The organism is Psychrobacillus sp. FSL W7-1493 (assembly GCF_038004905.1).
Lineage (GTDB): Bacteria > Bacillota > Bacilli > Bacillales_A > Planococcaceae > Psychrobacillus.
In genome coordinates, this window is the sequence record NZ_JBBOSB010000001.1 from 1,248,873 (window position 1) to 1,262,560 (window position 13,688).

General features: G+C 35.4%; 19 protein-coding genes. 14 read left to right on the forward strand and 5 right to left on the reverse strand.

What is annotated here, in order from left to right; translation table 11 throughout:
* The first annotated feature begins 19 nt into the window (after positions 1-19).
* Positions 20-685 carry a CPBP family intramembrane glutamic endopeptidase gene (locus MKX96_RS06270; RefSeq protein WP_340882850.1) on the forward strand — a complete coding sequence of 222 codons (666 nt, stop codon included), beginning with the start codon at positions 20-22 and terminating at the stop codon, positions 683-685.
* A gap of 193 nt (positions 686-878) precedes the next feature.
* On the opposite strand, the gene MKX96_RS06275 is transcribed toward MKX96_RS06270, so the two are convergent.
* Entirely contained in the window at positions 879-1,145 is a 267-nt protein-coding gene (locus MKX96_RS06275; protein WP_169359644.1) for a DUF3055 domain-containing protein, read from the reverse strand.
* 87 nt (positions 1,146-1,232) lie between these two features.
* Between MKX96_RS06275 and MKX96_RS06280 the strand changes: the two genes are divergently transcribed.
* Both MKX96_RS06280 and MKX96_RS06285 read left to right on the forward strand, forming a co-directional pair.
* On the forward strand, positions 1,233-1,694 hold the full coding sequence (locus tag MKX96_RS06280; RefSeq protein ID WP_251556621.1) for a DUF86 domain-containing protein: 462 nt from the start codon (positions 1,233-1,235) through the stop codon (positions 1,692-1,694).
* A complete protein-coding gene (locus MKX96_RS06285) occupies positions 1,681-2,445 on the forward strand; it encodes a TIGR01457 family HAD-type hydrolase (RefSeq protein ID WP_340882853.1) in 765 nt (254 codons plus the stop codon). The genes MKX96_RS06280 and MKX96_RS06285 overlap by 14 nt, the downstream gene beginning before the upstream one ends.
* A 112-nt stretch (positions 2,446-2,557) precedes the next feature.
* Here the strand turns inward: MKX96_RS06285 and MKX96_RS06290 are convergent, their stop codons facing one another.
* On the reverse strand, positions 2,558-2,794 hold the full coding sequence (locus tag MKX96_RS06290; protein ID WP_169359647.1) for a YuzB family protein: 237 nt from the start codon (positions 2,792-2,794) through the stop codon (positions 2,558-2,560).
* 128 nt (positions 2,795-2,922) lie between these two features.
* Between MKX96_RS06290 and MKX96_RS06295 the strand changes: the two genes are divergently transcribed.
* On the forward strand, positions 2,923-3,990 hold the full coding sequence (locus MKX96_RS06295) for an NAD(P)/FAD-dependent oxidoreductase (RefSeq protein ID WP_298468796.1): 1,068 nt from the start codon (positions 2,923-2,925) through the stop codon (positions 3,988-3,990).
* 53 nt (positions 3,991-4,043) lie between these two features.
* On the opposite strand, the gene MKX96_RS06300 is transcribed toward MKX96_RS06295, so the two are convergent.
* On the reverse strand, positions 4,044-4,370 hold the full coding sequence (locus tag MKX96_RS06300; protein ID WP_169359649.1) for a YuzD family protein: 327 nt from the start codon (positions 4,368-4,370) through the stop codon (positions 4,044-4,046).
* Between the two features lie 935 nt (positions 4,371-5,305).
* On the opposite strand from MKX96_RS06300, the gene MKX96_RS06305 reads away from it, so the two are divergent.
* Complete coding sequence (locus tag MKX96_RS06305; protein WP_144538629.1) at positions 5,306-5,539, forward strand: NifU family protein; 234 nt, start codon at positions 5,306-5,308, stop codon at positions 5,537-5,539.
* Positions 5,540-5,583: 44 nt separating this feature from the next.
* Here MKX96_RS06305 and MKX96_RS06310 read toward each other — a convergent pair whose 3' ends face one another.
* Positions 5,584-6,255 carry a DUF2225 domain-containing protein gene (locus MKX96_RS06310; RefSeq protein ID WP_340882854.1) on the reverse strand — a complete coding sequence of 224 codons (672 nt, stop codon included), beginning with the start codon at positions 6,253-6,255 and terminating at the stop codon, positions 5,584-5,586.
* 143 nt (positions 6,256-6,398) lie between these two features.
* Between MKX96_RS06310 and MKX96_RS06315 the strand changes: the two genes are divergently transcribed.
* The 7 genes from MKX96_RS06315 to MKX96_RS06345 all read left to right on the forward strand — a co-directional run bounded on the left by MKX96_RS06315 (position 6,399) and on the right by MKX96_RS06345 (position 11,023).
* Positions 6,399-6,761 (forward strand): HesB/IscA family protein, encoded by a 363-nt coding sequence (locus tag MKX96_RS06315; protein WP_169359652.1) that lies wholly within the window; start codon positions 6,399-6,401, stop codon positions 6,759-6,761.
* A gap of 335 nt (positions 6,762-7,096) precedes the next feature.
* On the forward strand, positions 7,097-8,308 hold the full coding sequence (locus MKX96_RS06320; RefSeq protein WP_340882856.1) for an NAD(P)/FAD-dependent oxidoreductase: 1,212 nt from the start codon (positions 7,097-7,099) through the stop codon (positions 8,306-8,308).
* Between the two features lie 193 nt (positions 8,309-8,501).
* Positions 8,502-8,681, forward strand: a complete 180-nt coding sequence (locus tag MKX96_RS06325) for a hypothetical protein (RefSeq protein WP_340882857.1) — start codon at positions 8,502-8,504, stop codon at positions 8,679-8,681.
* 105 nt (positions 8,682-8,786) lie between these two features.
* Positions 8,787-9,281 carry an NUDIX domain-containing protein gene (locus MKX96_RS06330; protein ID WP_340882858.1) on the forward strand — a complete coding sequence of 165 codons (495 nt, stop codon included), beginning with the start codon at positions 8,787-8,789 and terminating at the stop codon, positions 9,279-9,281.
* Positions 9,282-9,647: 366 nt separating this feature from the next.
* Positions 9,648-9,770 (forward strand): YuiA family protein, encoded by a 123-nt coding sequence (locus MKX96_RS06335; RefSeq protein WP_169359656.1) that lies wholly within the window; start codon positions 9,648-9,650, stop codon positions 9,768-9,770.
* A gap of 94 nt (positions 9,771-9,864) precedes the next feature.
* Positions 9,865-10,194: a YuiB family protein gene (locus tag MKX96_RS06340; protein WP_340882859.1), complete on the forward strand. Its 330-nt coding sequence runs from the start codon at positions 9,865-9,867 to the stop codon at positions 10,192-10,194.
* Between the two features lie 559 nt (positions 10,195-10,753).
* Positions 10,754-11,023, forward strand: coding sequence for a hypothetical protein (locus MKX96_RS06345; protein ID WP_340882860.1), 270 nt, complete (start codon positions 10,754-10,756; stop codon positions 11,021-11,023).
* 105 nt (positions 11,024-11,128) lie between these two features.
* On the opposite strand, the gene MKX96_RS06350 is transcribed toward MKX96_RS06345, so the two are convergent.
* Entirely contained in the window at positions 11,129-11,605 is a 477-nt protein-coding gene (locus MKX96_RS06350) for a divergent PAP2 family protein (RefSeq protein ID WP_169359658.1), read from the reverse strand.
* Between the two features lie 122 nt (positions 11,606-11,727).
* Between MKX96_RS06350 and MKX96_RS06355 the strand changes: the two genes are divergently transcribed.
* Both MKX96_RS06355 and MKX96_RS06360 read left to right on the forward strand, forming a co-directional pair.
* Entirely contained in the window at positions 11,728-13,230 is a 1,503-nt protein-coding gene (locus MKX96_RS06355) for a leucyl aminopeptidase (RefSeq protein WP_340882862.1), read from the forward strand.
* 59 nt (positions 13,231-13,289) lie between these two features.
* Entirely contained in the window at positions 13,290-13,547 is a 258-nt protein-coding gene (locus MKX96_RS06360; RefSeq protein ID WP_340882864.1) for a hypothetical protein, read from the forward strand.
* The last annotated feature ends 141 nt before the right edge of the window (positions 13,548-13,688 follow it).

A 13,688-nucleotide genomic window follows, 5' to 3' on the forward strand; every position in this document is an offset into this window, starting at 1 on the left:
CTTTTGGGAGAGAAATGAAATGAATAGAGAACTTCTAGTAAGTAAACAAAATAATAGTCCGAATAAAAGAGGTATTACTAGGAAAACATTCTTATTTTTCTTTGTGTTTTTATTAACTTTTTATATATCCAATGTAGAAATACCTCAACTTCCTTTTTTCAAAGGAATTTATCCTGAATTCGTTGTTTTAAACATTGAAAACAGCTTATTAACGATACTTTTTTTATCAATATTATTATTAACAATTGGAAAGAAATATACTTATTTATTTAAATTTGAACCACTAAAAAAAGGTATAACCTATATTTGGGTTTTCGGAACTATACTATTAATTTATATAATGATGGTCTTATTTACAAATGTTTCTGGTTTAACATTTTATTCATCCCCGCTAGAATTGCCCTATTTTATTTTACTTTTAATTCGTGTTGTAATTATAGTTCCCATTGAAGAGGAATTTGTATACCGAGGATTACTTTTATTAATACCATATAATAAAATAAAATATTTAATGCTAATCGTGTCTTCTGTCATTTTTGCTTTAATTCATGATGACCCTTATAAAATTATATGGCTTTCATTAGGATTAGGGATATTAGGAATCCGTTTCAATAATATTTGGATACCAATCATAGCACATAGCATTTGGAACTTATTGGCTTCATTTTTTGCAGTTAAAGTTTAGTTTTTAAGTGTTTGCATCCTTGTTTTAAAAACGGTAATTTAGAAGAAAAACAGAAACAGCCTTATTAATTCAATAAGGCTGTTTCAAGTTTATAGGTAAAACTTTTGAAAATGTGCATTATAACTTAACCATTTAAGAAATGCTTTCTCCCAAGCGTGTACAGAGAACTTTTCTGATCATGTCAGAAACATCATTAACTCAGTAATTCTCTTAAATATTCTCTAAGCTCTAATGCTTCCTCTTCGGATCTATTAAAAATATGCTCTAGGTAGCCCGGTTCTTCTACGTCATCTGAACCTATGATGGCTGACCGATTGTATTGTATATCCATTACAAGAACTTTTCCAAAAAATCGAGAGCTCTGTACGATCGCTAAGTCGTAACGCTGAGACTCGCCTGTAAATCCAACAAACCTTGTTTTTGTATCTTCGACATCGTCATATAAAAAGAATCGCTCCACCCTTGACACTCCTTCCTTACCTAACAATTATGGTACTATAGAATAGAAGTAGATATCAACGAAAACAAGAAATTAGGAGGCTGTACCATGTATTTTGTGGACCGTAAAAGTATCGCAATGACACTAAAGCATATGAGAGAATTGTTAGTGTTAATTGATGGCAATAAAGACTGGAATGAAAATGAAATTACCAAGTTAGCCCTGGAGCGAGTTGGACAAAATATGATTGAGTCTGTTATAGATGTAGGTAATTCTATGATTGATGGCTTCATCATGAGAGATCCAGGTGGCTATGACGATATAATTGATATTTTAACCGATGAAAAAGTTATTACACCTGAAATGGATGCCCCTTTAAAAGCTGTGATTGAAATGAGAAAAGAGCTTGTAAGACATTTCTTTTCCGTTGACCATAAGCAATTAGAAAGTGTATTGGTGGAAAACCTTCCTTATTTAAAACAGTTCCCTGAAAGAGTAGAAAATTATTTAATTAACGAACTTGGACCAGTTTCGGCATTTTTACCGGAGGACTCCGATGTCCGCCTATAAAGGGTACTTTTTAGATTTAGATGGAACTGTTTATAAGGGACAAACACCAATTCGTGAAGCTGTCGATTTTGTTCATTACTTGCAAAATAAAGGAATCGAGCCTTTCTTTGTGACAAATAATTCATCGATGACTCAAAAGCAATTACAGCAGAAGCTCGCAAAGATGGAAATTCAAACATCTGAGGAGCAAATCATTTCTTCTAGTATTGCTGCAGCTAACTATATTGTAGAGCATTATCCTGCAAAAAGTGTTTTCATGATCGGGGAAGAGGGACTCAGCGATGCTCTTGCCTCTGTTGGGATTGAGACGACTGATGAGCTAGCGGAAGTTGTCGTAATGGGAATAGACCATCAAGTGAATTATGAGAAGCTTGCGCAGGCTTGTTTATCAGTGCGAGCAGGAGCGGCATTTATCTCTACAAATAGTGACCATGCGTTTCCAAGCGAGAGAGGGTATCTTCCTGGCAATGGTGCATTCACAAAATTAGTAGAACATTCTACTGGTGTTGAGCCAATTTTTACTGGAAAGCCACAGCCGTTTATGCTGGAGTTTATTCAAAAAAAATATGGTTTTAAAAAAGCAGAGATGGTTATGATCGGAGACAACTATCAAACAGATATCCTTACGGGGATCCATATGGGAATTGATACAGCTCACGTCAATACAGGAGTCAATCGTACTGAAGAGCTACAGATGTTACTGAAAAAACCGACTCATTTCTTAGAAACCTTACATGATTGGATAAAATAAATAGCATTAAAAAATGAAAAAAAGGCACTTCCTGTTCGTTTGAACAGAAGAGTGCCTTTTTTTCTATTAGTTTAAAAGATTATTTTAAAATCAGATTTTCTTGCGGTTGCTCTTAAAACAAAGGATTTTCTTCAATATATTTGTATATATTAGACACTAAATCTTCAGAGGAATTACCTTCTACTACATCCCCATTTACGATGGCGAATAGCGTTTCAGAGCATAGAGAACAATAGCTGAGGCAGCCATATTCTAGTACGTCTAAATCTGGATCTTGTTCTAATATATCAAAAGCCTCTTGTGAACCATTTGCAAGGTTGCTTATACAAAATTCAACCATTGGATTCATAGCTGTCACCTCACTACATCGTCATGCTACTCTATTTTTTTTAAAAGGTCAATTGAGAAGTTGTATTGTGAAAACTGTCACAATCATTTATAATTTGAGGAGACATTGAAAGAAAAGGGAGAATATTTATGCGAAAATTAGTCTTATTAGGTGGTGGATACGGTAATATGCGCGTATTATTACGCCTATTGCCAAATAATTTACCGGATGATGTAGAAATAACATTAATAGATCGTACGCCATTTCATAGCTTAAAAACAGAATTCTATGCTTTAGCTGCAGGAACTTCATCTGATCAAAATATAAGAGTTGCTTTTCCAGACAGTAACAAACTAAATATTGTTTATGGGGAAGTTGAGAAAATCGATGTAGAAAACAAGCAAGTGATTCTACAAGGCGAACAAACTGTTCCCTACAATGATTTAGTCATCGGGTTAGGCTGTGAGGATAAATATCATAACGTTCCGGGTGCAGAGGAATACACTTATAGTATTCAAACAATAGGACGTTCAAGAGACACTTATAATAAGATCGGTGGACTTCCAGCTGGATCCATAGTAGGTATTGTTGGAGCAGGCTTAAGTGGGATCGAGCTTGCAAGTGAACTTCGCGAAAGTAGACCGGACCTTAAGATTAAATTATTTGATCGTAGTCCTCGTGTGTTAAGAGACTTTCCAGAGCGCTTAAGTAATTTTGTACAAAAATGGTTTGATACAAATGATGTTGACGTTATTAGCAACTCGAATATAACGAAGGTCGAGCCAAATAAACTATACAATCATGATGAAATAATCCCTGTGGATGTAGTAGTGTGGACTGCTGGTATTCAGCCTGCAGCACCAGTACGAGCTTTACCAGGTGAAAAGGATAAGACAGGACGCATTATTCTGACTCAATACCATGATTTGCCAAGCTATGAGAATGTATTTGTAGTGGGAGATTGCGCTTCTTTACCTTTTGCGCCAAGTGCTCAGCTTGCAGAAGAACAGGCAGAACAAATAGTTAAGGTTCTACAAGCACGCTGGAAGGGTCAACCGCTTCCAGAGAAAATGCCAGAGATTAAACTAAAAGGCTTCATGGGATCATTAGGGAAAAAACAAGGATTTGCCTATTTGGCAGATATCTCAGTTACTGGTCGCATTGCGAGATTAATGAAGTCTGGCTTACTATGGATGTATAAACGACATAATGGTTAAAATAAAAAGCTTAGGAACGTAAAAGAATATGTTTCTAAGCTTTTTGCGATTATTTAGTTTGCTATATATCCGTACTTTTCAAGAGCCGAGAATACTGGCTTTAATTGAATATAACCTTCACCTATTACTTCCTCGTTAATCATTATTAGTGGATAGAAAAACTCATCATTGGCAATTTGATTGGCAATCGATTGTTGTTTTTCGTCTTCTAGAGGCTGCTCTATATCAATATATGAAAATGTTATTTGATGTTCTGGAAATTTTCTGCTGATAGCGGCTTCTAACCATTCGTACGTGTCCTTTGAAGAAGGTGCATTCACACAGCTTGCGCATACTATATCAGCACCGTAAACTTCTACAGTGAGCTTTTCTTGTGCCATAAATTACTTGTCCCCTTTATCTGTTTAATCCTTATCCCCTACACATTACATTATAAAGGGGTTACTGAAAAGCTGTCAAAAGGTGGCGAAAATCAATTTCCTTTATTCTTGGTTGATAATTTTGTGTGATTATATCTCTTCTCTTTCTGTTTTCCTTGCCCTTACATAAAAATACACACTTCTAAAAAAGACAAAGTAGCTAAGTAATAACAGGTTGAGCATCCCATATGATTGATTAGGGAAATTCTTATTAAATGACTTATTTTCATATTAAACTAATAGGTTCTTTACCTCAATAAGTGCCTGGTTTTCATTCCCAATTCTATTAAAACGCCAAAAATCCCTACTTTTATTTTAAAAGCAGGGACATTTCTCTGTATTCAATTATAAGATTTTAGTTTTAAGCACTACACTACTTCATACGCAAGTTCGAGATTATTCCAAGAATCAATAGTAACGAACAAAACTTTATTTCAAATGGCGTTCCCCAAGAAGAAATGCTACCGTAAAAGGCAATAATATTAGTGCGTGGTACGAAAACAATTAGAGTGCTCAGTCATTTTAGGGACAGCCTTTTAATTCTAAAAATGCCTATCTTCGTGTTGTGCTCAATAAATATTTAAGTGATTATAAACAAAATAAACGTATTTTCTAAGGGGCAACTAATGGTTTACACCCTTGTCTTTAACAAAGCCCTTTTTTAGAAAGTAAATAAATGTCACGGTTTAAAACAGTAGTAATTATGCAACAGTCTCAATTAACACAAAGAAAAAATATGTGTAAAAAAATTCAGAAATTTAGCTAACAAAACAGGAAATCTAATATTTCATGAATCTTAGGGGAGACTATTTACCGTAGATGTTTTACGGGAAGTAAACACTTCCATTTAATCAGCAATTATTCTATAATGATTGTAGTGAAAGGAGTCGATCTATATGACTGATACAATTAATGAACAAGTTCAAGAAGTTTTAGATAAATTGCGCCCATTCTTACTACGAGATGGTGGGGACTGCGAGCTTGTTGACGTTGAAGACGGCATTGTAAAACTACGACTTTTAGGAGCATGCGGAAGCTGCCCAAGTTCTACGATCACTTTAAAAGCTGGTATAGAACGCGCTTTACTAGAGGAAGTACCTGGTATCGTAGAAGTAGAACAAGTATTTTAATCCAAATAAATATGAAAAAAGAAGCCTAACTGGCTTCTTTTTCTTTATGTACGCATTTCCTGCCAGCGTTCTTTGGCCATCTCAATAAGTGAAGGTTCAACAGATGAGCTTTGTTTTTCTAGGATCATCGAAAAATAACGTGTGGCTAAATCTCTTGCTCCAACTCGTCTAGACAGCTCTGCAATCATGTAGAGAACTCGTATCTCAGACATTTGGGTTCCGCTATAATCCTCCCTAGAATATGAATCGATATAGCGATCTCTCGCTATTTCTAGAAATCTTTTTTCCTCATCTTGTTGTCCTAATATACGGTAGAGCCAAGCTACTCGCAATGCTAAGCCGGCTATGGATACAAATTTTTCTTTCTTTAAAGATGCACATAATATTCCTAACTTATAAGCAGTGATCCCTTCTTGAATCGTTCTTTCACCACCGTACGAACGTGATGTCCATTGTTTAGTTATGTTCTCCTTGATCGCGTCTTTTACACTTGGAGCAAAATATTTTGTGAAATCATCTGTAAACGAAAAGCCACAGTGCTCACATACAAATACATTATAAAGTAATGGATTGATTTCTTTATTCTGGTAGATTGGTTGAAAGTCTGTATCATGGGTTTCTAGCTTTATAAATTTCGAACGAATCTTAGTTGACTTAAATTTATTCTTACAATGTAAGCATACTACCTCTTTTTGATAATACGGAAGTATTTCCATTACTTTTTCCCCTTTGAAGCCTATTATTTCTTTTATTATACTGTAAAAATATGTAGAAAGCGATGTCAGTTTCGAGTAGTTTTCCTTGTATAGATAGTGAAAACATTGATATTATATATACATAAGGAAGGAATGTGATCTAGATGACAGAAGTAGTTAATTTGTCTGAAGCGGCAGCTTACCGCGTTAAAGAGATGATGGTCCACAATGAGGAGGAAGGTTCACTTCTACGTGTTTCCGTTAACGGTGGTGGATGTAGCGGACTTTCCTATGGTATGGGATTTGAAAAAGAGAAAAACCAAGATGATTTAGTTTTGCATCAGCATGGACTAGACATCATTGTTTCCAAGGAAGACGCATCTATACTTACTGGAACGGTCATCGATTATAAAGAATCGTTGATGGGTGGAGGCTTTACGATCGATAACCCGAATGCAATTGCTTCCTGTGGCTGTGGTTCATCGTTTAGAACTGCTAAAAAAGAAGGCACACCTGAAAGCTGTTAAATAAATGAAAGAACATTTTCTTGCATTAGAAAATGTTCTTTTTTATAAATAAAAAAGCATATACGCTCTTAAAAGGAGAAAGCTAAAAGGACTGAATAGTTTCCTTGTTTTCATGCTAGTTAAACTTGCATTTGAACTTTTTAATAAATACTAGCAATTATCTGTTTATTCCTACCTTTAGAATGTTGTTAAATAGTGTTGAAATCCTATTCTAAAAGGTCTAAAATAGGTATAGTGTGAAATTTGTCGGAAAAATGACAAGCTAAAAACGAATGAACGAGAATTATGAATCATTCGGTTGTTATAAAAAATAAAAAAAGGTGGTTGCGATCTTCGTGAAAAGACCAACAGTTCTAGTATTAGGAGCAGGTTACGGTGGATTATCTACTGTAGTAAACCTTCAAAAATTAGTAGGTACAGATGAAGCAGATATAATTTTAATAAATAAAAACGATTATCATTACGAATCAACTTGGTTACATGAGGCTTCGGCTGGTACGTTAAGTCCAGATCAAGTACGTTACGATATTAAAGACGTTATCAATAAAGGAAAAGTTCAATTCGTAAAAGCTACAGTTGAAGGTATTGATGTAAACTCTAAAAAAGTAGCAACAAGTGCTGGGGAATACACATATGATTACCTTGTAATTGGATTAGGCTTTGAAGGCGAAACATTTGGAATTACTGGATTAGATAAATATGCTTTATCTATCGCAAACGTAAATGCAGCTCGTCAAATCCGTGACCATATCGAGTACCAATTTGCTACATGGTCTACAGAAGAAACAAGAGATGATGCTCGTTTAACAATCGTTGTAGGTGGGGCTGGATTCTCTGGTATCGAATTCTTAGGAGAGTTAGGGAATCGTATTCCTGAGCTTTGTGAAGAATACGATGTGCCAAAAGAAAAAGTACGCGTTGTTTGTGTTGAAGCAGCACCTATGGTTTTACCAGGATTCGATCCTGAGCTAGTTGAATATGCTGTTCGCCAACTAGAAGCAAAAGGAATTGAATTCTCTATAGGAACACCAGTAGTAGAAGCAACTCCTGAAGGCGTTAAGATTAAAAAAGGTGAAGAGGAATTTGAATTCATCAAAGCTGGAACAGTTGTTTGGGCAGCAGGTGTACGTGGAAACCGTTTAATCGAAACTTCTGGTATCGAAAATATGCGTGCTCGCGTTAAAGTAGAAAAAGATATGCGTGCTCCTGGTTTCCCAGATGTATTCATAGTTGGGGACTGTGCGTTAATGATTAATGAAGCCGTTAATCGTCCATACCCACCAACAGCTCAAATTGCTATGCAACAAGCTGTAACAGTGGCTAAAAATATTGTAGCTCTTATGAAGGGTGAAAATACTTCTGAATTCGTTCCTGAGCTTAAAGGAACTGTATGTTCTCTAGGTGAGCATGATGCAATTGGTGACGTAATGGGTAGAAAGCTAACTGGTACAAAAGCTTCTATTATGAAAAAGGTTATTGATAACCGTGCTCTTTACATGATCGGTGGAGTTCCATTAATGATCAAAAAAGGTAAATTCAAACTATAATATTAATATAACCAAACCTCCTACTGAAATATTCAGTAGGAGATTTTTTTGTGGAGGAAAATACAAAAAAACTTAGAGAAGCTCTTTCAGCTTAATCATATCCAATTATAATTATATTGGTGGATAATAAAAGGTATGCTAAGTTTAAACTTAACTTTTAATGCACTGTAAAAAGGTAAAGGGAGAGAAGTCAATGCAAACTAAACTAGTTTTATATATTTCAATTTGCTTGATGCAATTAATAATTTTAACTAATATCGTTCTTTTTGAGGGGCAGTGGAATGGAATTACTATGTGGTTATGCACAGCTATATTTGTTTTTTCTTCTGCGGTTTTTAGTTTTAATAGAACAAGTAAAAAACAAGATAATTGAGACCCATTAAAAAATAACCGTAACAAGAACTTTCCCTTTAATTCTCCCCATTTTCTTGTCTTGAAGGAAATTGGCGCTTACACTTATCTTAAGGGAGTTGGTTTAATGTCTAGAGATAAAAGAGGTAGCGTATGGCTAGGAGTAGCGGGGTTAGTTTTAAATAGTAAAGGTGAATGGTTGGTTGTTAACAAGCGATACGGTGGGTTGGAAGGTAAATGGTCGCTTCCCGCTGGCTTTGTAAATGGCAATGAAACAGTTGACGAGGCTGTGCTCAGAGAGGTATTAGAGGAGACAGCGGTAATTTGTAGGGTCATCAATATGATTGGGTTTAGAAGTGGTGTATTGCAAGGGAAAATAAGTGATAATATGGCTATTTTTCTTCTCGAACCAACAACAGATGAGCCAATTGTCCAGGTCCAGCTGTCAGAGCTTTACGAGGCGAAATGGATTCATCCTACAGACTTATTGGTCGATGAGACCGCATCCGTTATGTTACATGAGCTAGCAGCAGCTTCCTTAGAGGTTGGTTTTCCAACTATAGATGGTGTAGATCCAGGGGATATATTTGGTTATACGAGTTATAAATTATTCATAAAATAAAAGCTGAAACTAATACGGCATAAGGGGCTAGCATAGCTTTTTATGCCGTATTAATATTATGTGTTAATTTCATATATAATAGTTTACGTATTAACGCTCACCTCCATAAAAAGCATCCGCTAAATAAGCCAAAAATAATTTACTGTATTAATAAAAGCATATAAACCCTAATATTCATTTTCAATTGTTCGGTTTTTTTTCAAACAAAAAGGTAAACGTTTTAATTACTAATAAATTAAATAATTAGAATAATTTCATTATTTAGACACATTTATATAAAAAAGTAGAGGATGTTCATTTACAAATATATTAATACATGATATATTATCTGAATATTATAAATAAATGAATGAGGAGGCGCTAAGAATGACTAAATTACAAGAAGTAACTTCAAAATCATGTCCGTATTGTAAAGGGGAAGGGTACTTTCAATTAAGGCTTGGAGGATCCGAAACATGTGGCTGTTGTCAGGGCACTGGCAAGAAATAATAATAAGGCTTTTTGACAAAAATGTGAAAAGAGATAACTGGATTGAATACCTGCCTCCGTTAAGGTAAACTATTTAAAGATGTAACGGAGGTTAATGACTATGAATTTTACAATTACACAGATGATTCTTTCAGTTCTAATATTTCTAGTAATGTTTTTTGGAATCGCCTTCCTATTAAATATGTTGCTTAGAATGTCTTGGTTTGTAGCTATTCTTTATCCACTTATAGTGATATTTATTATTGATGAGGTCGGGATTTTTGATTACTTTACAAAACCGGGTTCTTCCTTCTCTGCTCTAGGAGAAAAACTAATGTCACTACATATGGCAGATATCGTTATTTTATCAAGTGGTTTTGTCGGTGCAATTCTAGCAGGAATTGTAATTAAAATGCTACGTAAAAGTGGATATCAGATGTTTTAGAAAGATGGCCTATCAAGGCTGTCTTTTTTTGTTATAGAGCCACTCTACCTAACTCTGCTTAAAAAAGATTTTTATAAATATACACAAACAGTTTTCTAGTTGTATGCAGAGGTTTCAGCTTAAGCGATATCCACTCTATTATTCCTATGGAAAGCTACAAAGATCATTATTCTCTTATCAATTGTGTGTTTCCTCTTATGAATATTATATTGCTGAAGAACAAATAAGTTAAATGGGAGTGGGAAAATGTTATTATTATGGCAACTTTCATTGTTTGTTTCAATTTTAACCTTATTGGTTGGTTTTGTTAAAAAGTCTTGGGTATTCTTATTAATTAGTACGTTTACATTCATACCGATAGCATATTACTTTTTAGGGGCAAATAATGCTTGGAAATATGTTGGTTTAACTCCTGTCATCCTACTTGTTCTTACTATATTATTTTGGTTCATAAGTAAAAAAATGAGTTCAGTTAAATGATAAATGGGATAACTTTGATAGTAAGTAACTATGTTGATGTATGGTAATATATAGGGTTAAAACAAAGGGGGAAATTTGAATGAATAAGTATTTACAGCCATTTTCGATAATCTTTTTAGGCGTGTGTATGGTTATTAGTGCTTGGTTCATTTCAGAGGGTTTAAGGACTAATAATAGTGAAGTTTTTAAAAGTGAAAATGAGAAGGTACAAAACGAAAATCGTTATGAGCATATAGTGATAGTCTCTGACTATTTTAGGATTTTTGATAAACAAACGGGCGATTACTGGGAACAAATTGGCGGCGGAGACTGGGAGAAAAATACACCTATACTTACCCCTAATAAGTAATTAAAACACTAAGAGGTATTTTAGTAAAAAAGAAGACCAAATAAAAATGAGCTGGAGAAAATATCCCAGCTCATTTTTATTTATTCAACTTTTAGCTTTATAGCCTTATAAAATAACCGTATAAATAACTATGGATATTAAAATACCGGTTAATGCCCCCATAAAAACTTCAATAGGCTTATGTCCAAGTAAAGTTTTTAGTTCTTCTAGCTTTTCCTCGCTCTTCTTGTGTCCCCAATCCTTTGTCTGATTAACAAAAGTTTGAAAATCTACACGCATCTGATTGATAATGATGGCTTGCTGACCGGCTTGAAATCTAACACCTGTTGCATCAAACATCACTATTACTGCGAACACTGTAGCAACTGCGAAAAGGGTAGAGTCTAATCCCGTTTCAAAAGCAATAGCTGTACACAATGACGTTACAGCAGCCGAGTGAGAGCTTGGCATTCCACCTGTAGAAGTGAATAATTTCCAATCTATCTTTTTAGTGACCAGAAAATGTATTGGTATTTTCACGAACTGGGCAAAGAAGATGGAGAAAAGAGCAGCTAATAGTGGAGTATTTTGGAGAATTGCCACAGCAGACACCGCCTTCCTTGTAAAACTTTGTTACTTTTAGTATAACATATTCTCACTATTCGAAAAATCATTCTCGTTGCTATATAATAAGAATGTATCCAAATTATGTAGGGGGAAAAATGATGATTATTAGCACTAACAATGTAACATTCGAAGAAGTACAATCCGAAACACTAGTGGTAGGAATTCCTAAGCATCCTGAAAATACAGAGAAATGGGATGCATTATTAAATATGTATGGAAATCACATTCTTGATTGGGTAAAAAGTGGTGACATATCATCAGACTCGAAAAAAATAGTTAAAGTCCCAATAGCAGGTCAAGAAACTGTAAAAAGAATATTATTTGTAGGGCTTGGAGATCGTAAAAAGTTAACACAAGAAAATATTCGAGAAGCATTTGGTTTAGTAGGGAAAGAGCTACTTTCTAGCAAGCCTGAATCCCTTGCAGTCTGGGTTCCATCATTTACCTCTGAAAGCGCTACAGAAGCTGATGTAGCTTATTTAGCTGGTGAGGGTATTGGTATGGGAGCTTTTGTTTATGAAGGCTATAAAACAACCTCTAATGTGCCGGATTATTATTTACCAGCTATCGAGCTTTTAACAGATACTGATTTAGAAGAAGCTGCAACTTACTTTGAAGTAGGAAGTATTTATGCGGATGCGGTTAATGAAGCTAGAATTTTAGTAAATACACCAGGGAACGTGCTGACTTCTACACAACTAGGAGAGTATGCAAGAGAGCTTGGTGAGACATATGGCTTTGAAACAGAAATATTAGGTAAGAAAGAAATAGAAGAGCTGGGTATGGGAGCTTTATTGGCTGTGAACCAAGGATCAGTTGAAGAACCACGTTTAATCGCTTTGAAATATCAAGCCACAGATAACTGGGATGATGTGGTAGCACTTGTAGGGAAAGGGATTACTTTCGATACAGGAGGTTACTCTATTAAAACAAAAACTGGTATCGTTGGTATGAAGGGCGATATGGGTGGAGCAGCAGCAGTTCTAGGTGCTATGCAAATTATTGGTGAGCTTCGTCCAAATAAAAACGTTATAGCTGTAATTGCTTCAACGGACAATATGATTTCTGGTAATGCATTTAAGCCAGATGATGTTATAACTTCTATGAGCGGTAAAACGATTGAAATTCTTAATACAGATGCAGAGGGACGTTTAGTTCTTGCAGATGCGGTAACATATGCAAAACAGCAAGGAGCTAATTACATTGTCGATGTAGCTACTTTAACAGGTGGAGTAATCACCGCATTAGGATTCGACAAAACAGGAGCACTAACAAACAATGAAGAATTCTTTGAAACCTTTATGGAATCCTCTTTGGAAACAGGAGAATTTGTATGGAGACTTCCGTTAACTGAAAATGATAAGAAACGCATTCGTAAAAGTGACGTTGCAGACCTGAACAACTCCCCAGGAGGAGATGGTCATATGATTTTCGGTGGTGGTTTTGTTGGAGAATTTGTAGAAGATACACCATGGATTCACTTAGATATCGCGGGTACATCCGATGCAAAAGCAGCATATGATTTTGGACCAAAAGGCGGTACTGGTGTAATGGTTCGTACTTTAGCAACACTTATTGAAAGAATGGCAGACGAAGAGTAGGATAAACGCACAGGACACTTATCCCACATAGCATACACTGTGTTGAAAGGAGGGACATTATGGTTAGATATCAACGCGGTGGTTATGGGGGAAGAGGTCCAGGAGGTCCTCGGGGTCCAGGAGGATATGGAGGTTACGGAGGTTTTGGTGGTGGATTTGGTGGATTTGGAGCTCCGCTATTAGGAGGCTTTGTGGGAGGGCTTTTAGGTTCTTCCATCATTGGATTTGGTGCAAGACAACCATATCCATATCCATATCAACCTTATCCATACCAGCCTTATCCTTACTACGGTTCACCATACTCCCCGTACTATTAACTAGTATAAAAAAGCTTTTGCAATTCGTGGAGGATCACGTTTTGCAAATGCTTTTTTTATGGAAGGTATTTCACCTCGAATATAAAAGATGAGCAATGGAGCTAAGTTGTACAAAATATAAAAAGTGCAGGCAAAGCGTTA